At 59.8% G+C, this 23733-nt stretch carries 26 protein-coding genes; 15 read left to right on the plus strand and 11 right to left on the minus strand.

What is annotated here, in order from left to right:
* The first annotated feature begins 4 nt into the window (after window positions 1-4).
* A complete protein-coding gene (locus tag AC1DXW_RS11085) occupies window positions 5-775 on the plus strand; it encodes an N-acetylmuramoyl-L-alanine amidase (RefSeq protein WP_477752942.1) in 771 nt (256 codons plus the stop codon).
* A gap of 73 nt (window positions 776-848) precedes the next feature.
* Here AC1DXW_RS11085 and AC1DXW_RS11090 read toward each other — a convergent pair whose 3' ends face one another.
* The 4 genes from AC1DXW_RS11090 to AC1DXW_RS11105 all read right to left on the minus strand — a co-directional run bounded on the left by AC1DXW_RS11090 (window position 849) and on the right by AC1DXW_RS11105 (window position 4324).
* The gene (locus tag AC1DXW_RS11090; RefSeq protein WP_477752943.1) at window positions 849-1760 is read right to left on the minus strand and encodes an SDR family oxidoreductase; all 912 of its coding nucleotides are present in this window, start codon (window positions 1758-1760) and stop codon (window positions 849-851) included.
* A gap of 197 nt (window positions 1761-1957) precedes the next feature.
* Window positions 1958-2860: an alpha/beta fold hydrolase gene (locus AC1DXW_RS11095; RefSeq protein ID WP_477752944.1), complete on the minus strand. Its 903-nt coding sequence runs from the start codon at window positions 2858-2860 to the stop codon at window positions 1958-1960.
* Window positions 2860-3642, minus strand: a complete 783-nt coding sequence (locus tag AC1DXW_RS11100; protein ID WP_477752945.1) for a class II aldolase/adducin family protein — start codon at window positions 3640-3642, stop codon at window positions 2860-2862. Before AC1DXW_RS11100 ends, AC1DXW_RS11095 begins: the two co-directional genes overlap by 1 nt.
* A 226-nt stretch (window positions 3643-3868) precedes the next feature.
* Complete coding sequence (locus AC1DXW_RS11105) at window positions 3869-4324, minus strand: flavodoxin (RefSeq protein ID WP_477752946.1); 456 nt, start codon at window positions 4322-4324, stop codon at window positions 3869-3871.
* A gap of 102 nt (window positions 4325-4426) precedes the next feature.
* Here AC1DXW_RS11105 and AC1DXW_RS11110 point away from each other — a divergent pair, with 102 nt between their 5' ends.
* The gene (locus tag AC1DXW_RS11110) at window positions 4427-4903 is read left to right on the plus strand and encodes a PAS domain S-box protein (RefSeq protein ID WP_477752947.1); all 477 of its coding nucleotides are present in this window, start codon (window positions 4427-4429) and stop codon (window positions 4901-4903) included.
* 54 nt (window positions 4904-4957) lie between these two features.
* Window positions 4958-5563, plus strand: coding sequence for a hypothetical protein (locus AC1DXW_RS11115; protein WP_477752948.1), 606 nt, complete (start codon window positions 4958-4960; stop codon window positions 5561-5563).
* Window positions 5564-5566: 3 nt separating this feature from the next.
* Here the strand turns inward: AC1DXW_RS11115 and AC1DXW_RS11120 are convergent, their stop codons facing one another.
* Entirely contained in the window at window positions 5567-6526 is a 960-nt protein-coding gene (locus AC1DXW_RS11120) for a MerR family transcriptional regulator (protein ID WP_477752949.1), read from the minus strand.
* 210 nt (window positions 6527-6736) lie between these two features.
* Between AC1DXW_RS11120 and AC1DXW_RS11125 the strand changes: the two genes are divergently transcribed.
* The 7 genes from AC1DXW_RS11125 to AC1DXW_RS11155 all read left to right on the plus strand — a co-directional run bounded on the left by AC1DXW_RS11125 (window position 6737) and on the right by AC1DXW_RS11155 (window position 11243).
* Window positions 6737-7306, plus strand: a complete 570-nt coding sequence (locus AC1DXW_RS11125; RefSeq protein WP_477752950.1) for an antibiotic biosynthesis monooxygenase — start codon at window positions 6737-6739, stop codon at window positions 7304-7306.
* 70 nt (window positions 7307-7376) lie between these two features.
* Window positions 7377-8087: a dihydromonapterin reductase gene (gene folM, locus AC1DXW_RS11130; protein WP_477752951.1), complete on the plus strand. Its 711-nt coding sequence runs from the start codon at window positions 7377-7379 to the stop codon at window positions 8085-8087.
* 20 nt (window positions 8088-8107) lie between these two features.
* A complete protein-coding gene (gene folE, locus AC1DXW_RS11135; protein WP_477752952.1) occupies window positions 8108-8668 on the plus strand; it encodes a GTP cyclohydrolase I FolE in 561 nt (186 codons plus the stop codon).
* Window positions 8669-8670: 2 nt separating this feature from the next.
* Window positions 8671-9042, plus strand: a complete 372-nt coding sequence (folX, locus tag AC1DXW_RS11140) for a dihydroneopterin triphosphate 2'-epimerase (RefSeq protein ID WP_007970304.1) — start codon at window positions 8671-8673, stop codon at window positions 9040-9042.
* Window positions 9043-9138: 96 nt separating this feature from the next.
* A complete protein-coding gene (locus AC1DXW_RS11145; protein ID WP_218429330.1) occupies window positions 9139-9435 on the plus strand; it encodes a DUF1244 domain-containing protein in 297 nt (98 codons plus the stop codon).
* Complete coding sequence (locus AC1DXW_RS11150) at window positions 9428-9766, plus strand: HopJ type III effector protein (protein WP_429488460.1); 339 nt, start codon at window positions 9428-9430, stop codon at window positions 9764-9766. The genes AC1DXW_RS11145 and AC1DXW_RS11150 overlap by 8 nt, the downstream gene beginning before the upstream one ends.
* A gap of 226 nt (window positions 9767-9992) precedes the next feature.
* Window positions 9993-11243: a 2-aminoadipate transaminase gene (locus AC1DXW_RS11155; protein WP_477752954.1), complete on the plus strand. Its 1251-nt coding sequence runs from the start codon at window positions 9993-9995 to the stop codon at window positions 11241-11243.
* Between the two features lie 83 nt (window positions 11244-11326).
* Here AC1DXW_RS11155 and trxB read toward each other — a convergent pair whose 3' ends face one another.
* Window positions 11327-12283, minus strand: a complete 957-nt coding sequence (trxB, locus tag AC1DXW_RS11160; protein ID WP_057716403.1) for a thioredoxin-disulfide reductase — start codon at window positions 12281-12283, stop codon at window positions 11327-11329.
* 315 nt (window positions 12284-12598) lie between these two features.
* Here trxB and cysZ point away from each other — a divergent pair, with 315 nt between their 5' ends.
* Entirely contained in the window at window positions 12599-13351 is a 753-nt protein-coding gene (gene cysZ, locus AC1DXW_RS11165; RefSeq protein ID WP_477760007.1) for a sulfate transporter CysZ, read from the plus strand.
* A 57-nt stretch (window positions 13352-13408) separates the two neighbouring features.
* Window positions 13409-14608 (plus strand): glycosyltransferase family 4 protein, encoded by a 1200-nt coding sequence (locus tag AC1DXW_RS11170; protein ID WP_477755367.1) that lies wholly within the window; start codon window positions 13409-13411, stop codon window positions 14606-14608.
* 133 nt (window positions 14609-14741) lie between these two features.
* Here the strand turns inward: AC1DXW_RS11170 and AC1DXW_RS11175 are convergent, their stop codons facing one another.
* The 3 genes from AC1DXW_RS11175 to AC1DXW_RS11185 form a co-directional block, all read right to left on the minus strand.
* The gene (locus AC1DXW_RS11175) at window positions 14742-15845 is read right to left on the minus strand and encodes an NADH:flavin oxidoreductase (protein ID WP_477755366.1); all 1104 of its coding nucleotides are present in this window, start codon (window positions 15843-15845) and stop codon (window positions 14742-14744) included.
* A gap of 217 nt (window positions 15846-16062) precedes the next feature.
* Window positions 16063-16545 (minus strand): glutathione peroxidase, encoded by a 483-nt coding sequence (locus tag AC1DXW_RS11180; RefSeq protein ID WP_108218223.1) that lies wholly within the window; start codon window positions 16543-16545, stop codon window positions 16063-16065.
* A 122-nt stretch (window positions 16546-16667) separates the two neighbouring features.
* Window positions 16668-17153 (minus strand): FKBP-type peptidyl-prolyl cis-trans isomerase, encoded by a 486-nt coding sequence (locus tag AC1DXW_RS11185; RefSeq protein WP_007942189.1) that lies wholly within the window; start codon window positions 17151-17153, stop codon window positions 16668-16670.
* On the opposite strand from AC1DXW_RS11185, the gene AC1DXW_RS11190 reads away from it, so the two are divergent.
* The 3 genes from AC1DXW_RS11190 to AC1DXW_RS11200 are packed head-to-tail and all read left to right on the plus strand — an operon-like array spanning window position 17122 to window position 20514.
* Window positions 17122-17448 carry a DUF3565 domain-containing protein gene (locus AC1DXW_RS11190; RefSeq protein ID WP_477755365.1) on the plus strand — a complete coding sequence of 109 codons (327 nt, stop codon included), beginning with the start codon at window positions 17122-17124 and terminating at the stop codon, window positions 17446-17448. The two genes, AC1DXW_RS11185 and AC1DXW_RS11190, sit on opposite strands and share 32 nt — an antisense overlap.
* A 60-nt stretch (window positions 17449-17508) precedes the next feature.
* A complete protein-coding gene (gene pta / locus AC1DXW_RS11195; RefSeq protein ID WP_477755364.1) occupies window positions 17509-19608 on the plus strand; it encodes a phosphate acetyltransferase in 2100 nt (699 codons plus the stop codon).
* Complete coding sequence (locus tag AC1DXW_RS11200) at window positions 19609-20514, plus strand: acyltransferase (RefSeq protein WP_477760008.1); 906 nt, start codon at window positions 19609-19611, stop codon at window positions 20512-20514.
* A gap of 183 nt (window positions 20515-20697) precedes the next feature.
* Here AC1DXW_RS11200 and cysN read toward each other — a convergent pair whose 3' ends face one another.
* Both cysN and cysD read right to left on the minus strand, forming a co-directional pair.
* A complete protein-coding gene (gene cysN, locus AC1DXW_RS11205) occupies window positions 20698-22596 on the minus strand; it encodes a sulfate adenylyltransferase subunit CysN (protein WP_477760009.1) in 1899 nt (632 codons plus the stop codon).
* 9 nt (window positions 22597-22605) lie between these two features.
* Window positions 22606-23523 (minus strand): sulfate adenylyltransferase subunit CysD, encoded by a 918-nt coding sequence (cysD, locus tag AC1DXW_RS11210; RefSeq protein WP_477760010.1) that lies wholly within the window; start codon window positions 23521-23523, stop codon window positions 22606-22608.
* Window positions 23524-23733: the final 210 nt, after the last annotated feature.

Genomic DNA, 23733 nt, shown 5'->3' on the forward strand with positions numbered 1-23733 from the left:
AACCATGAAATCCATCAACTACAACCAGTATCGCTCAATCCGAAGCTTCAACAGTCGAATACACTTTCTGATTCTTCACTACACGGCCGCTAACTTTTCAAGTTCTGTCAGTGCCCTGACCGGCCCGTATGTCAGCGCGCACTATCTGATTCCAGATATCACTGACCCCAGTTACCTGAGCGCCGGTCATACCGGGCAGGAAGTTTTCAACCTGGTGGATGAAAACCATCGCGCTTGGCACGCGGGCGTCAGTCAGTGGGGCAACCGCAGCAATTTGAATGACACGTCCATCGGCATTGAAGTCGTCAACCTGGCGACTGACAACAACGGCGAATTCACCTTTCCGCCGTATCACCCCGAGCAGATCGCTGCGATTGAACAACTGGCCCTGAACATCCTCAAGCGCTACCCGGATATCACGCCGACGAAGGTTTTGGGCCACTCCGATGTTTCGATCGGCCGCAAGAGTGACCCGGGGCCGATGTTTCCCTGGCAAGCGCTGTACTTGAAAGGCGTCGGAGCCTGGTTCGATGCAACCACTAGGGACGAGTATCTGCGCCAATACACCACATCGGGCGTACCAGCCCGAAGCGAATTGCTTGGGCTGTTCAAAACCTATGGATACGATGTTTCGGGCGCGTCAACGGAAGGCGGTTTTAAACAGTTGGTGCGGGCATTCCAGATGCATTTTCGCCCGGAAAACTTCGACGGAAAAATGGACGTGCAAACAGCCGCCAATCTGAAGGCACTGGTAGTCAAATACTTTCCCGGCTGATCGGTAACAAACGGCTCCCAGCCGACAAATGCAACAACCGGCAAGGTCAATCAATGTGACCTTGCCGGCAGTATCAGAGCGTATATCTCTGCAAATTCCCCATCATTTCCTTCAACGCTTCGATGTTGTCCTTCGGATGCGCCGCGCCTTCGAAGTCGCAAATCTGCTGCCAGTGCGCCGCCACGTCTTCCGGGGAGAAACCCGTCCGAGGATCGAACCCGGCACCGAGGCTGCGCTCCCAGCGGACCTTGCCCATCCAGCCGCCGCCGACTTCAAACAGTCCGGAGGTTTCCTGGCAGTCCTCGCTGGCCAGGTACACCACCAGCGGGCTGACCAGTTCCGGCTTGAGCTGTTCGAAGACTTGCGGCGGGATCAGGCCTTCGGTCATGCGCGTGCCGCCAGTGGGGGCGATGGCGTTGACCAGGATGTTGTTCTTGCGGCCTTCGATGGCCAGGGTGCGGGTCAGGCCATAGAGACCGAGCTTGGCCATGCCGTAGTTGGACTGGCCGAAGTTGCCATAGATGCCCGAGGTCGACGCGGTGAAAATCACCCGGCCGTAGTTCTGCTCGCGCATGTGCGGCCAGGCGGCGCGGGTGACTTTGTAGGCACCTTCGACGTGGACGCGGTAAACCAGGTCCCAGTCGGCGTCATCCATTTTGTGGAAGGTCTTGTCACGCAGGATCCCGGCATTGTTGACCACTACGTCGACTCGACCGAAGACGTCCAGAGCGTGCTGGACCAGTTTGTCACCGTCAGTGACCGAGTCGTGGTTGGCCTCGGCGATGCCACCAGCCTCGCGAATGTCCGCCACCACGCGGTCGGCGGCCGAGGCGTTGGCGCCCTCACCCTGGGCCGAGCCGCCAAGATCGTTGACCAGCACCCTGGCGCCCTGTTTGGCGAACAGCAGTGCATGCGCCCGTCCCAGGCCGCCACCGGCTCCGGTGATGATCACGACTTTATCTTCGAAGCGCACAGACTCATTCATGGGGGACTCCAGCAGGCCAGGGGACAATGAGTCCGAGTTTCAGGCACTGCGCAGCGGGTCACAATGAACAAGGGGGAGGCTGAATGGTGGGCGATAAGGCTGGGGGATGATGATCGCGTCGGACAGGATGACGCGCCCCCTGTGGCGAGGGAGCTTGCTCCCTCGCCACAGAAGCAGAACAGGTTCAACGCTACGAATCAGGAACACGCCACCTTGCGCGACGGCAAGAGCAGTTGATCGCGAAACGCCAGGTAGTGCTTGAGCACCTCGCAGGGCGCCTCGATCTGTGGGTAGTGGCCAATGTCGGGCAACACCACCGTGTCCGCCTTCGGGATCAGTTCCCGGTAACGCTCGACCATGTGCACGCCGGAGATCGGATCGACCCCGCCGTCGATCACTCGCAGCGGCACTTCACCGCGTTGCATCGCGCTCACCCAGCGGTTGCGCCAGACGCGTCGCTCCGGGATGTAGGCGATCAATTTGTGCATGATCCGTGGCCCGCGCTGGCTTTCGACCAGGCTCCAGAAGTCATCCATCTGGCTTTCACTGGGACGGGTTTGCGGACCGAAAATCTGCCGGAAGCTTCTCACCAGGCCATCACGGCTGAAGGCACGGCCAATGATCCAGCCCAAAGGGCTGAGCAAGAGTTTTTGCATCAATACCGGGCGATGGGTTTCCGGAAACAACCCGCCATTGAGAAACACGCAACTGGCCAGCTCCACCCGCGACTCGTAATGCCGGGCCAGCAGTTCCTGGGCCACGCTGTCGCCGTAATCGTGGGCAAACAGGTGCACCGGCTGTTCGACATTCAGGTGTTCAAGCAGTGCCTGTTGCAGATCCGCTTGCTCCAGCAGGCTGTATTCGTGATTCGCAGGTTTAGCTGAATCGCCGAAGCCCAGCATGTCGCAAGCGATCACGCGAAACCGCTGGGTCAAAGGCTGCCACAGGTAATGCCAGTCCCAACTGGCGGACGGAAAGCCGTGAATGAGCAACAGTGGCTCACCCTGCCCTGCTGTCCAGTAACGGATGCTCTGGTCACGAAAGATGAACGTCTGGCTGCGCTTGCGCCAGACACACAGAGGGATCTCGGCGAGTTCCATCAGAGTTTATAGCCCGGGTCCAGTTTATCGAGTTTGCGCAGCAGCGCCGGCCACGCCAGCGCTCCGCCCATGCCTTGAGCACTTCTGGTGACACCCGCGATCATGGCTTTGGCGCCGGCCAGAATCCGCGGTTCGATGGCGATCAGTTCAGCGGCACCGTTTTGCGCCATGACCTGAATGTCGCAGGCACGCTGAAAGGTGAACATCATCAGGAACGTATCGGCGATGGTGCTGCCGCAGGTCAGCAGACCGTGGTTATGCAGCATCAGGAAATTGTTTTCACCGAGGTCGGCCTGCAGCCGCACTTTCTCTTCATGGTTGAGCGCCACGCCTTCGTAGGCGTGGTAGGCCAGGCTGGAAAGCACGAACAACGACTGTTGGCTGATCGGCAAAACGCCCTGCTTCTGTGCCGACACCGCCACCCCTGAAGCGGTGTGGGTGTGGAGCACGCAGACGACATCGTGACGAACTTCATGCACGGCGCTGTGGATGGTGTATCCCGCCGGATTGATCTCGTAAGGACTGTCCATCAGCTTGTTGCCGGCCTGATCCACCTTGACCAGGCTCGACGCGGTAATTTCATGAAACATCAACCCGAACGGGTTGATCAGGAAATCTTCGGTGCCAGGCACCTTGGCGGAGATATGGGTGAAGATCAGGTCATCCCAGCCGTGTTGAGCGACCAGGCGATAACAAGCCGCCAGGTCGACGCGGGTCTGCCACTCGGCAGCACTGACCTGGTGTTTGACTCTGTGTGGCGATTGGACAGGAGCGACAGTCACGGCAAGGAACCTCGGTGTTTTTATGATGGAGTGTTTCCTATGTTTACCGAGTCTAGTCACCCCTTGAGGTTCGTGTACTTGCATTCGCAGCCAGCTTTGTGGCCCTGCGAGTCAGTCGCCCAGCCACCCTGGATCCATGTCAAACGACCGGCGCCAGCGATGGTCTGACAGGCAGTTTTTTACCGTACTGTCAGAACCCTGACTGGCAAGGATGCCGGGGCAACGATCAGGCGCGCAGTGCGTTGATCAGGTCCGCCAGCCAGGGCTCGGCGTCCGTCTCGGGGGTCACGCTCTCGCTGGCATCCAGCCGCAGCATTGGCAGTACTTCGCGAATGCCCAGCTCTCCGAACAATTCGCGCATCTGCTCGCCGCCGCCACAAAAAGTATCGCCATAACTCGCATCACCCAATCCGATCACCGCGCCCGGCAAACCGCGCCAGGCCGCTGGCAACTGGTCGCGAATGGTCGAATACAGCGGTTGCAGGTTGTCCGGCAGCTCACCCATGCCGGTGGTCGAGGTCACCGCCAGAAAGGCTTCGGGGCCGAACGCCTGGAGATCGGCGAGGGTCGCACGCGGGTTGTGAAAGGTTTCGAAACCGGCGGCTTTCAACAGGCTGGCGGCGTGGCGGGCAACTTCTTCGGCCGTGCCGTACACCGAGCCGGAAATGATGGCGACTTTCATCAATCTGATCCTGAATCCGAGTAAAAGACCCGGATATTAACAGCACGGTCGTGATTGTTCTTTTAGAATGCAATCGACAATCAATCAGGAAAGGATCCTCCGATGATTAATGCGCAACTGCTGCAAATGGCTATCAACACCTCCAACGACGGTATCGTGATTGCGGAAAAGGAAGGCGATCAGGACAAAATCCTCATTTACGTCAACCCCGCGTTCGAACGCCTGACGGGGTACTCCAGCGAAGAAATCCTCTATCAGGATTGCCGCTTCCTGCAGTCGGGAGACCGCGACCAGGAAGCCCTGCCGTTGATTCGCGACGCCTTGAACCGTGAAGGATCCTGCCGGGAAATACTGCGCAACTACCGCAAGGACGGCACACCGTTCTGGAACGAGCTGTCCCTTTCAACGGTGAAAAATCCAGCGGACGGGCAAACCTACTTTGTCGGCGTGCAGAAAGATGTCACCGCGCAGGTCAAGACACAACAGCGCGTGACACAGCTTGAAGCGCAGTTGGCTGAACTCCAGGCCGAACTGACGGCGCTCAAGGCGACGAACGGCAAAAACCAAATCAAGAATTAATGGTCAGTAACTACAATCACCGCTGACTTTGTAACTATATCTTTTGAGCTGGCCATGCAACGCGACGCACTCCTGACCCAGGATGAGCTGGATTTCATCCAGAGCATGCAACACAACCCGCAACTCAATGTGCGGGACGCGACGTCGAGCCTGCTCGTCAACGGGGGATCGCAAATTCGTGACCTGCTCACCCGCCTGGCGGCCCATGAGCAGGTGACCATTCAAGCCACCTTCGAAAACCAGCAAATGACCTTCCCCCTGCACCTGGTGGAAGACGAGTTCCATGCGCTACACCTGCGCCTCGGCGTGCCGAGCATCTATGAAGACGGACCGATGGTCCGGCCTTGGCGCCTGGTACTGGACGAACCGGTAGCACTGGAAAACGCCAAGGGTCAAACAGGCACCCTCTGGGTGCACGAAGTGTCGTGCAAAGGGGTTTTGCTGGAGGTTCGCAACAAGACCAAGCCGCCGAAGCATTTCGCCTTGTGGTTCAGCCCGTCAGGCTATGAGCGGATTGCCTTGCGTGGCACTTTCGAGAAAGAAAACGAACAGGGCTTCTATGCCTATCAACTGAGCCAGAGCGATACGGACGAAACCGAGCGCCTGCGCCAGTTCATCCTGCAACAACATCGGTTGACTCATCCCGCGCTGCACCTCTGAACCTCAAGTATCCAGACTACCCGCCAGGAACTGCTTCAGACGCTGGCTCATGACCTCCCCTTCATTGCCCAGGCATCCGATCGATGACCCGGCCAGGCTCTCCTGTACCAGATCGCAAGCATCACCGGCCAACAACAATCGGCACTCCAGACTCATGGCCAGGCGATTCAAGCGCCGCGGCAACTCGGGAGCCGGCACATGATTGGAAAACAACACCAGCGCCAAGGGCTTGACCCTTTCACACGTCAGCACCAGCTCATCGAACGGCTGACCAATGTTCAGCACGCGAACGGCCGCTGGCCCGGCACTCAGAAACAGGGCAGCGACCAACAGTTCCAGCTCGCGGCAATGGCCAACCAAGGCACAGATGACCACCCGAGGCGGCTGTTTGTCTCGCAGCAACAACAGACGCTGCACCACCCGGGAACGCAAAAATCCATCCAGGAACAGCCACTCGCTGGTCCCGCCGAACTGGTCCTGTCGTTGCAACAATTGCTTCCAGACAGGGATCAGAATGTCCTGAAACACCACCGGCAGGGCGTGACTGGAAAAGATTTGCCCGTAGACCTGCTCCAGCCGAATGTCGTCAAACCCGTTGACCGCAGCAAGAACCTGCTGCTGCCACTGTGCATAATCGGCTTCCACGAGGTTGTTGGGGATAATGTGCGACAACGCCTGGAGCGGCTGGGTTTTGGCCAGGATCCTGCCGATCTTGCTGACGACTACACCGCGCTCGACCCAGCCGAGGACGTCGCGAACCCGTTCGATATCGGTCAGCGAATACAGGCGATGCCCACTTTCGGTGCGCATTGGAACAATCAGGCCATAACGTCGCTCCCAGGCTCGAAGCGTGACCGGATTGACGCCTGTCAGGCGCGCCACCTCGCGAATCGGATAGAGCTGTTCCTGTTCAAGGGAGACAGCCCGCGGTACACCTGAAACTACGTCAGTGAGGACAGGCATCTAGGATTGTATGTCCATGTGCAGGTGGGATCCCATTTAACTCCTCTGCCCCACAACGATTCAAGTTCATAATCGAAAAAAATCGCTCAAAGACGAAACCGGCAGAATGAGGAATAATCCTTGCTTGTTTCAAGCCGCAGCCCACTACCCCGGCGCTGCGCCTGGCGAAGTTCCTATCCGGAGCGACGCAAATGTCTACGGAGATGCACAATGTCTACCCCTCCCGTCACGCTGATGGTTGCGCGCCGCGTTGCCAATGGACGTTATCAAGACCTGATCGCCTGGCTGCGCGAAGGCGAACAACTGGCCACCGACTTTCCTGGCTACCTTGGCTCCGGAGTACTCGCACCGCCGCCCGGTGATGACGAATGCCAGATTATCTTCCGCTTCGCCGACGAGCAGACCCTGCATGCCTGGGAGTATTCCGCTTCGCGCAGCGCCTGGCTCGGACGCGGCAGCGAGTTGTTCGCCCACCCGACAGAACATCGGGTCAGCGGCATCGAGGGCTGGTTCGGTGCCGTCGGTCAACGCCCGCCGCGCTGGAAACAGGCCGTGGCAATCTGGTTGGCGTTCTTTCCGGTTTCCCTGCTGTTCAACTTTGCGCTGGGGTCGCTGCTGAGTGAGATGGCGCTGCTGCTCCGCATGTTCATCAGCACCCTGTGCCTGACGCCGTTGATGGTGTATTTCTTCATTCCACTGTCGACCCGTTTGCTGGCCAATTGGCTGAACAGCACGCCCGTACGCCGCTTGCCCGCCGCCCCCTCCACCCAAAACCACTGATATTGCGCACAATAGGTAGAGCGCTCCCGTCGCTGGTATAGTTTTGTTCTCACCGCGACGCGAGCCGTTCATGACTTTTTCTGCAGCCCCCATCCTCATTACCGGAGCCGGCCAGCGTGTCGGCCTGCATTGCGCCCGGCGACTGCTGGAAGATGGCCAGCGCGTGATTTTCAGCTACCGCAGCGAACGACCCGGCGTACAAGCGCTGCGCGATCTGGGGGCCACGGCGGTGTTCGCGGACTTCGCCAGCGAGGCCGGGATCCTCGCCTTCATCAGCGAACTGAAAACCCACACCGACTGTTTACGGGCGATTGTCCACAACGCCTCCGAATGGCTGGCCGAAACGCCGGACACCGACGCTGCAGCGTTCACCCGCATGTTCAGCGTGCACATGCTGGCGCCCTACCTGATCAACCTGCATTGCGCCGACCTGCTGCAACGCTCAAGCCCCGCAGACATCGTGCACATCAGCGATGACGTGACCCGCAAGGGCAGTAGCAGGCACATCGGCTATTGCGCCAGCAAAGCCGGGCTCGACAGCCTGACCCTGTCCTTCGCCGCCAGGTACGCGCCGGCCATCAAGGTCAACGGGATCGCGCCAGCCCTGCTACTGTTCAACCCTGAGGACGACGCGGCCTACCGCGCCAAGGTGCTGGCCAAGTCCGCGCTGGGCATCGAACCCGGCTGTGAAGTGATCTACCAGAGCCTGCGCTATCTGCTCGACAACCCTTATGTCACCGGCACCACCCTGACCGTCAACGGCGGAAGGCACATCAAATAAGTGTCCCGCGAGGATTTTCCATGACGTTATCGCTGCCCCAGAATTATCGAGAGATCCTCATCGGTCTCGGTGAAAACCCCAACCGCGAAGGTTTGCTCGATACGCCGATGCGCGCGGCCAAAGCCATGCAGTACCTTTGCCATGGTTACGAGCAAAGTGTCGAAGAGATCGTCAATGGCGCGCTGTTCGCCTCCGACAACGATGAAATGGTCATCGTCGACAACATCGAGCTGTACTCGCTTTGCGAACACCACATGCTGCCCTTCATCGGCAAGGCGCATGTGGCTTATATTCCAACCGGCAAAGTGCTGGGCCTGTCGAAGATCGCACGGCTGGTGGACATGTTCGCCCGGCGCCTGCAAATCCAGGAAAACCTCACCCGGCAAATCGCCGACGCCGTGCAACAGGTGACCGGCGCGGCAGGCGTCGCGGTGGTCATCGAGGCACAGCACATGTGCATGATGATGCGCGGCGTCGAGAAACAGAATTCGACCATGAACACCTCGGTGATGCTCGGCGCCTTCCGCGAATCGAGCAACACCCGCCAGGAGTTCCTGCAATTGATTGGACGGAGCAAGTAGCAATGCCACAACTTCAGCCAGGCATGGCACGCATCCGGGTCAAAGACCTGTGCCTGCGTACCTTCATCGGCATCAACGAGGATGAAATCCTCAACAAGCAGGATGTGCTGATCAACCTCACCATCCTGTACGCAGCCCAGGAAGCGGTGCGGGACAACGACATCGATCACGCGCTGAACTACCGGACCATTACCAAGGCGATCATTGCCCATGTGGAAGGCAACCGCTTTGCGCTGCTCGAACGCCTGACCCAGGAAATTCTCGACCTGGTGATGGCTAACGCATCGGTGCTCTACGCCGAGGTCGAGGTCGACAAGCCCCACGCGCTGCGATTTGCCGAGTCGGTGTCGATTACGCTGGCAGCGAGCCGCTAGCTTCAAGCCACAAGCGCCAGGCTGTAAACTTGCAGCCACCGCCATCCAACTTGCAGCTTCAAGCGTGCCGCTTGAAGCTGTCTCGCAGAGACCGCCATGACCGATCAACAACGCCTGGAACTCGAAGCCGCCGCCTTTCGCCGGCTGGTGGCCCACCTCGACAGCCGTAAGGATGTGCAAAACATCGACCTGATGAACCTCTCGGGCTTCTGCCGCAACTGCCTGTCCAAGTGGTACAAGGCGGCGGCTGACGAACGCCAGATCGAGGTCAGCCTCGATGAAGCCCGCGAAGTGGTTTACGGCATGCCGTACGCCGAGTGGAAAGCCCAATTTCAGCAAGAAGCCAACGCCGAACAACAGGCGGCGTTCGCCAAAGGAAAACCCAATGAGTGATTTGAACACCCTGCGCGCCAGCCTCAACAGCGGCGAACACGCCTTCGCCGATACTCTGGCGTTCATTGCTGCCGGTTACGACTACCAGCCTCAGGCTTTCAACAATGGTGGCGTGGAAAACGCGGCCGGGCAGAACGAAGGCTCGTGCAAGACCCTGGGTCTGGCGTTGCTCGAAGGCTTGAGCGATGAAGAAGCCCTGCTGGCTTTCGGCGAGCATTACCGTTCGGTTGTTGCCACGCCGGAAGGCAGCGATCACGGCAACATCCGCGCGTTGATGGCCCATGGTCTGGCTGGCGTGAAATTCACCCAACAGCCACTGACCCGCCGCTGATTCAAATTGTAGGAGCGAGCCTGCTCGCGATGAACCTGAGAGCGCTGCGGGGCATCAGGCACCCAGTGTTATCGTTCACGACCATCGCGAGCAGGCTCGCTCCTACAGACGATCGACAGCACATCCCGACTTTTAAGATTGACCCGGCCACTTTATTTCGTTTGCCCCCTACCACCGCTCACGGCTTAGATAAAAAGAAGTCCTCCTTCTTCCGAGCCGGTCATTCATGCGCAGCGAAACCATCAGCCAGTCGATCAACATCGTTCACCCTGTCACGCTCAGCCACGGCAAAAACGCCGAGGTCTGGGACACCGATGGCAAACGCTACATCGACTTTGTCGGCGGCATCGGCGTGTTGAACCTCGGCCATTGCCATCCGCGTATCGTCGAAGCCATCCGCGAACAAGCCACCCGACTGACCCATTACGCGTTCAATGCAGCGCCCCATGCGCCTTACCTCGAACTGATGGATCGCCTCAGTGCGTTCATGCCGGTGGGTTACCCGGTCAGCGGCATGCTTACCAACAGCGGCGCGGAAGCGGCGGAAAACGCCCTGAAGATCGTCCGTGGCGCCACCGGCCGTAGCGCAGTCATCGCCTTCGACGGCGCGTTTCACGGCCGCACACTGGCCACCCTCAACCTCAATGGCAAAGTCGCGCCCTACAAACAGAAAGTCGGCGTGCTGCCGGGCCCGGTGTATCACCTGCCCTTCCCCAGCCAGGATAACGGCGTCAGCTGCAGCGAAGCCCTTAAAGCCATGGAGCGCCTGTTCAGCGTTGAGATCGATGTCGAAGACGTCGCCTGCTTTATCGTCGAACCGGTGCAGGGCGAAGCGGGCTTCCTGGCCATGGACGTCGAATTCGCCCAGGCGCTGCGCAAGTTCTGCGACGACAAGGGCATTGTGCTGATCGCCGATGAAATCCAGTCCGGCTTCGGTCGTACCGGCCAACGCTTTGCATTTTCGCGACTGGGTATCGAGCCTGACTTGATCCTGCTCGGCAAAAGCATCGCCGGCGGCGTGCCGCTGGGAGCGGTGGTCGGGCGCAAGTCGCTGCTGGACAACTTGCCCAAGGGCGGACTCGGTGGCACTTACTCCGGCAACCCCATAGCCTGCGCTGCGGCATTGGCAACCCTGGACGAAATGACCGATGCCAACCTGCATGCCTGGGGCACACAGCAGGAAGAAGCGATTGTCGGCCGCCATGCAACCTGGCGCGCGAACAACCTGACGCCGTACCTGGGACGCCTGACCGGCGTCGGCGCCATGCGTGGCATCGAGTTGATCAACGCCGATGGCTCGCCCGCACCGGCCCAATTGACCCAACTGCTGGCCCTGGCGCGGGACGCGGGCCTGCTGTTGATGCCCAGCGGCAAATCGCGGAACATCATTCGCTTGCTGGCCCCGTTGACCATCGAGGCAACGGTGCTGGAGGAAGGGCTCGACATCCTTGAGGCGTGCCTGGCCAAACTGGCCTAAGCATATCTCCCCTGTAGGAGCGCATTTGTGTTGCCCATAAAAAACCGGCCGAAGCCGGTTTTTTCATTTCAACGAAAGCAGAATCAAGCGTTCTGCAGATTGTCGAGGTAACGCTCGGCATCCAGTGCCGCCATGCAACCGGCGCCAGCGGAGGTGATGGCCTGACGGTACACGTGGTCAGCCACGTCACCGGCGGCGAAGATGCCTTCGAGGCTGGTGGCGGTGGCGTTGCCGTCACGGCCGCCCTGCACAACAAGGTAGCCGTCTTTCAGGGTCAACTGGCCTTCGAACAGCGAAGTGTTTGGCGTGTGGCCGATGGCGATGAACACGCCGTCGACTTTCACTTCGTCGAAGCTGCCGTCGTTGTTCTTCAGGCGCGCACCGGTCACACCCATGTTGTCGCCCAGCACTTCGTCCAGGGTCGCGTTCAGCTTCAGCTCGATCTTGCCTTCGGCAACACGGGCATTCAGCTTGTCGATCAGGATCTTCTCGGCGCGGAAAGTTTCGCGACGGTGGATCAGGGTCACCTTGCTGGCGATGTTGGCCAGGTACAGGGCCTCTTCAACAGCGGTGTTGCCGCCGCCGACCACAGCCACAGGTTTGTTGCGGTAGAAGAAACCGTCGCAGGTCGCGCAGGCCGAAACGCCCTTGCCCATGAACGTTTCTTCCGATGGCAGGCCCAGGTAACGAGCGCTGGCGCCGGTGGCGATGATCAGGGCGTCGCAGGTGTAAGTCGCGCTGTCGCCGGTCAGGGTGTACGGCTTGGCGGCGAAGTCCACGGCATTGATGTGATCGAAAACGATCTCGGTTTCGAAACGCTCGGCGTGCTCGCGCATCCGCTCCATCAGCGCCGGGCCGGTCAGGCCGTGGACGTCGCCCGGCCAGTTGTCGACTTCGGTGGTGGTGGTCAGTTGACCGCCAGCCTGCATGCCGGTGATCAGCAGTGGCTTGAGGTTGGCACGGGCGGCATAGACCGCGGCGCTGTAACCGGCAGGGCCGGAACCGAGAATAATCACTCGCGAATGACGGACTTCAGACATGACCTGCTCCTGTTGACCGGCCCGGAACACCTGGCGCGGAACGCCGGATTGCCGGCTGGAATAAAAAAGAACGGTTGAAAGCACTTGGGGAAGGCTTGAACCCGACCGTCCTGTAAAAAGATTGGGTGCAGCGTATCGAGGGGGCGAAGATTAAGGAAATACGGATTAACAATCCAGCTCATAGGTGGTCTCTATGCCATCTGACCGACGATATCGACGTCTTTGTTACAGTGAATGTCGATACCACTGCCGCGCTTTCGCACATGAAGCAAAGCCGGTAAGGTCGGCGCGTTTTCCCTTTGCTCGGAGCACATCATGCCTGCCCCCGTTCTGTCCGGCCCGCAATACCTGCGCGAAGGCCTCAAGCTGGTGCTGAGCCCCAGCCTGCGTTTGTTCGTGTTGTTGCCGCTGGCGATCAACCTGGTGCTGTTCGTCGGATTGATCTACCTGGCCGGCCATCAATTCAGCTTGTGGGTCGATACGCTGATGCCGTCCCTGCCCGACTGGCTGAGTTTTCTCAGCTACATCCTCTGGCCGCTGTTCGTGGTGCTCGTCGTGCTGATGGTGTTCTTCACCTTCACCATGCTCGCCAACGTCATTGCCGCGCCATTCAACGGCTTCCTGGCGGAGAAAGTCGAGGTGGTGGTGCGCGGCACCGACGACTTCCCGACCTTCAGCTGGGGCGAACTGATTGCGATGATCCCGCGCACCCTGGCCCGGGAAATGCGCAAGCTCGGCTACTTCCTGCCCCGGGCTATCGGGCTGTTCATCCTCTCGTTCATCCCGGTGGTGAACATCATCGCCGCGCCGCTGTGGTTGTTGTTCGGGGTGTGGATGATGGCGATCCAGTACATCGACTACCCGGCGGACAACCACAAACTGGGCTGGAACGAAATGCTCGCCTGGCTGCGACAGAAGCGCTGGCAAAGCATGAGCTTCGGCGGCATCGTCTACCTGGTGCTGCTGATCCCGGTGGTCAACATCCTGATGATGCCGGCCGCCGTGGCCGGGGCAACGCTGTTCTGGGTGCGTGAGCGCGGCGCGGAAAACCTGGTGGCGCAGCGCTGAGCCATCAGCTCCGGTACCGCAGTCACAAATCCATCATCCAGACGTCACACTGACGACATGCCCCCAGCCGACACTGGGGTCATGACGACAGCTCTGCATATCACCCTGATCACCGAAACCTTCCCTCCGGAAATCAACGGCGTGGCCAATACCCTGGGGCACTTGTGCGACGGTTTGCGCGCACGCGGGCATCAGGTGGAACTGGTGCGACCGCGTCAGGGCTGCGACCAACAGCTGGGCAGCGACGATGAACTGCTGCTATGCCGCGGCTGGCCGCTACCGGGTTATCCCGGCCTGCAATGGGGTCAGTCGTCGATGCACAAGCTGCTGCGGCGCTGGACGCGTCATCGCCCGGATGTGCTCTACATCGCCACCGAGGGCCCGCTGGGCCTCTCTGCATTGCGTGCGGCACGGCGACTGGGGATTTCCGTGGTCAGCGGTTTTCACACCAATTTCCAGCAATACTCCAACCAGTACGGGCTTGGTTTGCTCACGCGCCTGCTGACTCACTACCTGCGCTGGTTCCACAACCGCTCGACCATGACCCTGGTGCCCAGCGTCAGTCAGCGCATGGAACTGGAGCGGCGTCATTTCGAACGACTGGCGTTGCTGTCCCGAGGGGTCGACAGCGAATTGTTTCACCCGGCCAAACGCTTGAATGCCCTGCGCGAGCAATGGGGACTGGCCGAGGCAGACATCGCCGTCATTCATGTCGGACGCCTGGCCCCGGAAAAAAACCTCGGCCTGCTCAAGCGTACCTTCAATACCCTCAAGGCGAGTTATCCCCAGCGCATCCTGAAACTGATCGTTGTCGGCGATGGCCCGCAGCGCCAGGAACTGGAAAACGAAATCCCCGAGGCGATTTTCTGTGGTACCCAACGGGGTGAAGCCCTGGCGTGTCACTACGCTTCGGGCGACGTGTTTTTGTTTCCGAGCCTGACCGAAACCTTTGGCAATGTAGTGCTTGAAGCACTTGCCTCGGGGCTCGGCGTGGTGGCCTACGACCAGGCGGCAGCCGCCCAGCATATTCGTCATGGCTACAACGGTGTGTTGGCGATGCCGGGGGATGAAGAAGCGTTCTGCGATGCAGCGGCATGGTTGCTGGAGGAAAGGGAAGCCTTGCGCAATGTGCGGCTCAATGCGCGCCAGCATGCCAGTCGCCAGGGTTGGGCGACGATCATCGAGCAGTTCGAGGGACAGTTGCGCGGGGCGTGTGCCGGGGAGATGGTGGTGCCGAATGCACCGACTGTTCCCTGAATCTTCGGTGATTTGAAGTCCGCCATCGCGGGCAAGCCCGCTCCCACAGTGTTCTTGGTTTACACATAATTTGTGATCGCCGCAGAACCTGTGGGAGCGAGCTTGCTCGCGATAGCGTCAGTCCAGACGCCGCTTAAACCAGCGTCATCAACGCCTCACGGCTGAACGGCAGAATGTCCTCTTCACGGCCGTCGCGCACTTTCTGTGCCCAGTCCGGGTCCACCAGCAACGCACGACCGACCGCCACCAGGTCGAACTCATCGTTGTTCAGGCGCTCCAGCAGTTTTTCCAGACTGGCCGGTTGCGCAACCTTGTCGGTGTTGACCATGAACTGCAGGAACTCGCCATCCAGGCCGACGCTGCCTACGGTGATGGTCGGCTTGCCGGTGAGTTGACGGGTCCAGCCGGCCAGATTCAACTCGGAACCGTCGAACTCCGGCTCCCAGAAACGGCGGGTCGAGCAGTGGAAAATATCCACGCCCGCATCCGCCAGCGGCTTGAGAAACTCGCCCAAGGCTTCCGGGGTTTGCACCAGGCGTGCGGTGTAGTCCTGCTGCTTCCACTGGGAGAAACGGAAGATGATCGGGAAACCTTCACCGACTGCGGCACGCACGGCCTGAATCAATTCAATGGCGAAGCGCGAACGGTTGGCCAGGCTGCCGCCGTACTCGTCGGTACGCTGGTTGCTGCCTTCCCAGAAGAACTGGTCGATCAAGTAACCGTGGGCACCGTGGATTTCCACGCCGTCCATGCCGATGCTCTGGGCATCCTTGGCGGCCTGGGCGAACGCGGCGATCACGTCCTGGATGTCTTGCTTGGTCATGCCGTGCACCACGACCTGACCTTCCTTCACTTTTTCCGACGTTCCATAACCCGGCACGCTGGCGTCCGGCTCGGTGCCGATACGACGTACGCTGCCCACATGCCACAACTGTGGAACGATCTTGCCGCCTTCGGCGTGAACGGCATCGACGACTTTCTTCCAGCCGGCCAGGGCCGCTTCACCGTAGAAATGCGGAACGTTCGGGTAGCCGTTGGACGCCTTGTGACCGACGGTGGTGCCTTCGGTGACGATCAGGCCGACGCCCGCTGCGGCGCGGCGACGGTAGTATTCGATCACTTTGGAATCAGGCACGCCGCCCGGGGAAAAGGAGCGGGTCATCGGCGCCATGACGACGCGGGTCGGCAGTTGGAGGGTGCCGAGGTGGAACGGTTTGAACAGGGCTTTGACGGGCATGGGACGCTCCACGGAAGAATGACTTTATGACGGCGATAATATGGAGAGTCCAACGCATTGAACAGCATTATTGATTGCAGTGATTAAGGATCAAAAGATAGGGAATATTGTAGGAGCGAGCTCGCTCGCGATGGACTGGAGAACGCCGCGCCGTATCAGGCTTGCAGCGTTATCGTTGACGACCATCGCGAGCAAGCTCGCTCCTACAGGGGGGGGATCAGCTCAGCGCTTTTTCGATCGCATGAACGATGGTCGGATCATCCGGCGCCGTTCGCGGCGAGAACCGCGCCAGCACGCGGCCGTCCTTGCCCAGCAGGAACTTCTCGAAGTTCCAGGTGATGTCGCCGGGAAATTCCGCACCCTCGCCCGCCAGCAAGCGGTACAACTGATGACGGTCATGCCCGTTGACTTCCAGCTTGCTGGACAACGGGAAGGTCACGCCATAGTTGAGGCTGCAGAAATCCTTGATCTGCTGCTCGGTCCCCGGTTCCTGCCCGGCAAACTGGTTGCACGGCAAGCCCAACACGCTGAAGCCTTTGGCCTTGTATTGCTGGTAGAGGTTTTCCAGCGCCGCGTACTGCGGGGTCAAGCCGCATTTGGAGGCGACGTTGACCACCAGCACGACTTGGCCTTTGAAAGGCGCCAGAGGTAGCTCCTGACCATCCAGGGCTGTCAATTTAAGGTCGTGAAAAGCACTCATGGCGTACTCCAGATTCCCGTGTTCTTCTTGAAACAGTCACTTTGCGGTGTCGTCAGAGACAGCCGCATACTAAAAAGGCGCCCACAAGGCGCCTCTCCAGTTATCTGAGCTTAGCGCAGAAATCAGTGGTGATGGCCACCTTCGCCATGGACGTGGCCATGAGCGATTTCTTCCTGGCTGGCATCACGGATGGCAACGATCTTGACCTGGAAATTCAGGCGCTGACCGGCCAACGGGTGGTTGCCGTCAACGGTGACGTCGTCGCCGTCCAGATCACGGATGGTCACGATCTGCATCTGGCCGTCCGGTGCGGAAGCGTGGAACTGCATGCCCACTTCCAGCTCATCGACGCCTTCGAACATGCTGCGGCTCAGGGTGCTGACCAGTTCGGCAGCGTACTCGCCGTAAGCGTCTTCCGGTTCAACGGCTACGGTCAGTTCGTCGCCGACCGCTTTGCCTTCCAGAGCCTTTTCCAGGCCCGGGATGATGTTGCCTGCGCCTTGCAGGTAGACCAGCGGCGCGCCGCCGGCGGAGCTGTCGATGACCTCACCAGCGTCGTTGGTCAGGGTATAGTCGATGGAGACAGCCTTATTGGCGGCGATCAGCATGGGGCGAGACCTTTTGCATAAGAAGATTGAAAGGCCAAGTTTAGCGAAGCAATCGTCCGAAAGCGAACACAACACGGACAGACGGGACTCGACGATCACAGGCTTCCACCAGGACGAGGACGGACACTGGGTGGCCGAGCTTTCCTGCGGCCACACCCAACACCTGCGGCACCAGCCACCATGGCAATCGCGCGCCTGGGTCATGGACCCTGCGCAGCGCCAGGAAAAAATAGGCCAACCCTTTGATTGTGGTTGGTGCGCACAAGGCTCGGTTAGCGATAACCTTGGCGACTGAATTTCGGTAGATCGCCAGTTATAGGCGTTCACCTTTGCCATGCACCTCCAGAGAATCCGCATGCAAACTTTTTTTATCGCGCCCACCGATTTTGGTGTGGGTCTGACCTCCATCAGCCTCGGGCTGGTGCGTACTCTTGAGCGCGCCGGCCTCAAGGTCGGCTTTTTCAAACCGATTGCCCAGCCGCATCCGGGCGACACGGGCCCGGAACGTTCCACCGAACTGGTGGCGCGTACCCACGGCTTGAAACCACCCCAGCCCTTGGGCCTGGCCCATGTCGAGCGCATGCTCGGCGACGGTCAGCTCGATGAGTTGCTCGAAGAAATCATCGTCCTTTATCAGCAGGCGGCCATCGGCAAGGACGTGCTGATCGTCGAAGGCATGGTGCCGACCCGCAGCGCCAGTTATGCCGCGCGGGTCAACCTGCATCTGGCCAAGAGCCTCGACGCCGAGGTGATCCTGGTCTCGGCACCGGAAAACGAAGTGCTGACCGAGCTCTCCGGTCGCGTCGAGTTGCAGGCGCAATTGTTCGGCGGCCCGAAAGACCCGAAAGTCCTTGGTGTGATCCTCAACAAGGTCAAGACCGAGGAAAGCATGGAGGCCTTCGCCACGCGCCTGAAGGAACATTCGCCGTTGCTGCGCAGTGGGGATTTCCGTCTGCTCGGCTGCATTCCGTTCCAGCCGGAACTGAACGCCCCGCGCACCCGCGACGTCGCCGACCTGATGGGCGCGCAAGTGCTCAACGCCGGTGATTACGAAACCCGGCGCATGACCAAGATCATCATTTGCGCCCGCACCATGCGCAACACCGTGGAGTTGCTCAAGCCCGGCGTGCTGGTGGTAACCCCCGGCGACCGCGATGACATCATCCTCGCCGTCAGCCTCGCGGCCTTGAACGGCGTACCGCTGGCCGGCCTGCTGCTGACCAGCGACACCCTGCCCGACCCACGCATCATGGACCTGTGCCGCGGCGCCCTGCAGGCCGGGTTGCCGGTGCTGTCGGTGAGTACCGGCTCCTACGACACCGCCAACCTGCTCAATGGCCTGAACAAGGAAATTCCCATCGATGACCGCGAGCGCGCCGAAATCATCACCGATTTCATCGCCAGCCACCTCGATGCCAACTGGTTGCATCAGCGTTGCGGTACGCCGCGGGAGATGCGCCTGTCGCCAGCAGTTTTCCGCTATCAATTGATCCAGCGCGCCCAGGCGGCCAACAAGCGCATCGTGTTGCCCGAAGGCAGCGAGCCGTTTACCGTACAGGCTGCCGCGATCTGCCAGGCCCGTGGCATCGCTCGCTGTGTGTTGCTGGCCAAGCCCGAAGACGTGCAGGCCGTCGCCCGCGCCCAGGGCATCGAACTGCCGCCAGGCCTGGAAATCATTGATCCGGACTTGATCCGCGAACGTTATGTCGAGCCAATGGTCGCGCTGCGCAAAAGCAAAAGCCTCAACGCGCCGATGGCCGAGCAACAACTGGAAGACACTGTGGTGATCGGCACCATGATGCTGGCCCTGGATGAAGTCGACGGCCTCGTGTCGGGCGTGATCAACACCACCGCCAACACCATCCGCCCGGCCCTGCAACTGATTAAAACCGCGCCTGGCTGCACCCTGGTGTCGTCGGTGTTCTTCATGCTGTTTCCGGAAGAGGTGCTGGTTTATGGCGACTGCGTGATGAACCCGCACCCAAGTGCCAGCGAACTGGCCGAGATCGCCCTGCAAAGCGCTGACTCGGCCGCCGCCTTCGGCATCACGCCACGGGTAGCGATGATCAGCTACTCCAGCGGTGAATCCGCCAGCGGCGAAGAAGTCGAGAAGGTCCGCGAGGCGACCCTGCTCGCCCACGAACAACAGCACTCGCTGCTGATCGACGGCCCCTTGCAATACGACGCCGCCGCCAACGAAGACGTCGCCCGGCAACTGGCGCCGAACAGTCAGGTCGCCGGTCGCGCCACGGTATTCGTGTTTCCCGACCTGAACACCGGCAACACCACGCACAAAGCCGTGCAGCGCAGCGCCGACTGCGTCAGCCTCGGGCCAATGCTGCAAGGCCTGCGCAAACCGGTGAACGATTTGCCGCGCGGCGCGCAGGTCGATGACATCGTCTACACAATCGCGTTGACCGCGATCCAGGCAGCCAACCGACCTATGGATGTGTAAATGCTGGATTTTCTACCTGCTGCGTTGCGGGGCGTGATCGCCTCGCTGCTGTTGGCGCTGAACACGATTTTGCTCTGCTCGTTTCTGTTCTGCGTGGCGTTGGTCAAGGTATTGCCGTTCGCCTTCACCCAGCGCCTCGCGGGCTGGCTGATGAGCCATACCCACGAAGCCTGGATCAGCATCAACAAAGGCTGGATGAATCTGGTGCGCCGCACGCGCTGGCACATCAGCGGCCTGCAAGGCCTCGACTATCAGCACTCGTACCTGATCACCAGCAACCACCAGAGCTGGGTCGACATTCTGGTGCTGCAATACGTGCTCAACCGGCGCATTCAGCCGCTGAAATTCTTTCTCAAGCAGGCGCTGATCTGGGTCCCGGTGATCGGCCTGGCCTGGTGGGCGCTGGGCTTTCCGTTCATGAAGCGCTACTCCAAGGCTTATCTGGAGAAGCATCCGGAGAAGAAAGGCAAGGACCTGGAAACCACGCGCAAGACCTGCGCGAAATTCCGCGACAACCCGGTGGGCATTTTCAACTTCGTCGAGGGCACGCGCTTCACCGAGGGTAAGCATGCCCAGCAGCAGTCACCCTTCAAGTACCTGCTCAAGCCCAAGGCCGGAGGCATTGCCTTCGTGCTGGATGCGATGGGTGAGCAGCTGGAGTCGATCGTCAACGTGACCATCCACTACCCCGCCGGGCGCCCGGGTTTCTGGGACTTGCTGTGCGGGAATGTGGCGGACGTGGTGGTGCACTTTGAAGAGCTGAAAATTCCGCCACAATTCATTGGCAAGAACTATGACCAGGATGGTGAGTACCGCCTGCAATTTCAGGGCTGGATCAACCAGTTGTGGCAGAGCAAGAATGCGTTGCTGGAGCAGATGCATCGGGAGTATCCAAAGCACCACTGAACCCCTGTGGGAGCGAGCTTGCTCGCGATTGCGGGCTGATATTCAGCATTGATGTCGACTGACACACCGCWATCGCGAGCAAGCTCGCTCCCACAGGTTTAGTGTTTGCCTTGACTGAACACCAGACACAAAAAAACCCGCCGTTGATCACTCATTGGCGGGTTTTTCATTTGCGGCTAAGGCTTAGATCGCACCACGCTCACGCAGCAGACCCAGCACTTGCTTGACGCTTTCCTCCAGCGACACGGACTGGGTGTCGATCACCAGGTCGGCATCCAGCGGCACGTCGTACGGGAAGGACTCGCCCGGGATGTTATCCCCGGCCGCTGCGTACAAACCTTGCGGATCACGCTCGGCGCAGACTGTCGGCGAAGCCTGGACATAGACCGTCAGCAGACGCTCCTTGCCGATCAGTTCACGGGCCTGCTCACGACCTTCGGCACTCGGCGCAACGAACGCTGCCAGGGTCAGCAGACCGGCTTCGTTGAACTGACGCGCGACGTGCGCGGCACGACGCCAGTTCTCGGTACGCCCGGCGCGGTCCTGTGGCAGACCTTTGTTCAGGTCGTGACGCAGGTTCTGGCCATCGAGCACGAACACTGCACGGCCCAGGTCGAACAGCTTGCGTTCAACCGCGTAGGCCAGCGTGCTTTTGCCCGCACCGGACAAGCCGCTGAACAACACGGTGGCCGGTTGCTGGCCGAAGCGCTGGGCGCGTTCTTCGGTGGCGACGTGCGCGAGTTTGCCGTGATGCGTGCTACTGCCGTGCGCCACTGGTTGAGCGATGATCATGCCGGCGGCGACGGTGCCATTGGTCAAACGATCGATGACGATGAACGAACCGGTGGTGCGGTTGCTCGCGTAACCGTCCAGCGCGATGGCTGCATCGAGGCTGATCTTGACCCGACCGATCTCGTTCAGCTGCAAGGCACTGGCAGGGCCTTCTTCCAGGGTGTTCACGTCAACGCGGTTGACAATGCTGGTGATCGAACCCGGCACGTACGTCGTAGCGCGCTTGATGTCGTATTTCTTGCCCGGCAGCATCGGCTCTTCGGCCATCCACACCAGCATGGCATCGAAGCCGTCAGTCACTTGCGGCTGGTTGTCGGCATGCACCAGCAAGTCGCCGCGGGAGATATCGATCTCGTCTTCCATGGTCAGCGTCACCGCTTGACCCGGACCTGCATGCTCCAGCTCACCTTCGAAGGTGACGATGGATTTCACGCGACTGCTCTTGCCCGACGGCAGCACCACGACTTCGTCGCCCTTGTGCACGACGCCACTGGCCAGGGTGCCGGCGAAACCACGGAAGTTCAGGTTCGGACGGTTGACGTACTGCACCGGGAAACGCAGGTCGGTGTAGTTGCGGTCGCTGGCGATTTCGACGGTTTCGAGGATTTCCATCAGCGACTGGCCGGTGTACCACGGCGAGCGCTCGGACTTGTTCACTACGTTGTCGCCCTTGAGCGCCGACATCGGTACGAACGCCATGGTGGTCGGCTTGAACGCGATGCCTTCGGCGAACTTCAGGTAATCGGCCTTGATCGACTCGAACACGTTTTCGTCGAAGCCGTTGAGGTCCATCTTGTTGATGGCGACAACGATGTGCTTGATGCCCAGCAACGAGGCAATGAAGCTGTGGCGACGGGTCTGGGTTTGCACGCCGTAACGGGCGTCGACCAGGATGATCGCCAGGTCACAGGTGGATGCACCGGTGGCCATGTTGCGGGTGTACTGCTCATGGCCGGGAGTATCGGCGATGATGAATTTGCGTTTGGCGGTGGAGAAATAGCGGTAGGCGACATCAATGGTGATGCCTTGCTCACGCTCGGCCTGCAAGCCGTCGACCAGCAACGCCAGGTCGATATCTTCACCGGTGGTGCCGACTTTTTTCGAGTCGCGGGTGATGGCTTCCAGATGATCTTCGTAGATCATTTTGGAGTCGTRCAGCAGRCGSCCGATCAGGGTGCTCTTGCCGTCATCGACGTTGCCACAGGTAAGAAAGCGCAGCATTTCCTTGCGTTCGTGCTGGCCCAGATAGGCGAGGATGTCCTCGCTGATCAAATCAGATGCGTGCGACATGACAACCCCTTAGAAATAACCCTGACGTTTCTTTTCTTCCATCGAGCCTGCGCCATCGTGATCGATGACCCGGCCCTGGCGTTCGGAAGTTCGCGTCAGGAGCATTTCCTGAATGATGTCGGTCAGGCTGGTGGCCTCGGACTCGACCGCACCGGTCAACGGGTAGTCACCCAGTGTGCGGAAACGGACCTTCTTCTTGACGATGCGCGCCTTGTCTTCATCGCTCAGGTGATTGAGCAGGCGTTCGTCGTCGATCATGATCCAGGTGCCATTCATCTCGATGACGTCGCGCTCGGCGGCGAAATACAGCGGCACGATCGGGATGCCTTCGAGGTAGATGTACTGCCAGATGTCCAGTTCGGTCCAGTTCGACAACGGGAACACGCGGATCGATTCGCCCTTGTTGACCTTGCCGTTGTAGACGTTCCACAGCTCGGGACGCTGGTTTTTCGGGTCCCAGCGGTGCTTGGTATCGCGGAAGGAATACACGCGCTCTTTGGCACGGGACTTCTCTTCGTCACGACGGGCACCACCGAAAGCAGCATCGAAACCGTACTTGTCGAGGGCCTGCTTGAGGCCTTCGGTTTTCATGATATCGGTGTGCTTGGCACTGCCGTGGGTCAGCGGGTTGATGCCCTGCGCAACACCCTCGGGATTCACGTGCACCAGCAGGTCAAGGCCCAGTTCTTCGACCATGCGGTCGCGGAACGCGTACATTTCCTTGAACTTCCACTGGGTGTCGACGTGCATCACCGSGAACGGCAGTTTGCCCGGGAAGAATGCCTTGCGCGCAAGGTGCAGCATCACGGCGGAGTCTTTACCGACGGAGTACAGCATCACCGGGTTATCGAACTCGGCGGCGACCTCGCGGATGATGTGGATGCTTTCGGCCTCCAGCTGTTTCAGATGCGTCAGTTTGTCGACCATGGCTACTCACGAAAACGATCTTATGGACGGCCAGCGGGCCGTGTTCGAGCGGGGAATCCTAGCACAGCGACCTCTTCTAATCAGGACGCCAACTAGATCGAAAGAGCATATGAATATGCCTGCCTGTTTGGGCTTTGGAACTGCGAACTCTTCCTTGTAGGAGCTGCCGGAGGCTGCGATCTTTTGATTTTGATTTTTAAGATCAAAAGA

The sequence above is a fragment of the Pseudomonas sp. P4_C4 genome, from assembly GCF_056402055.1.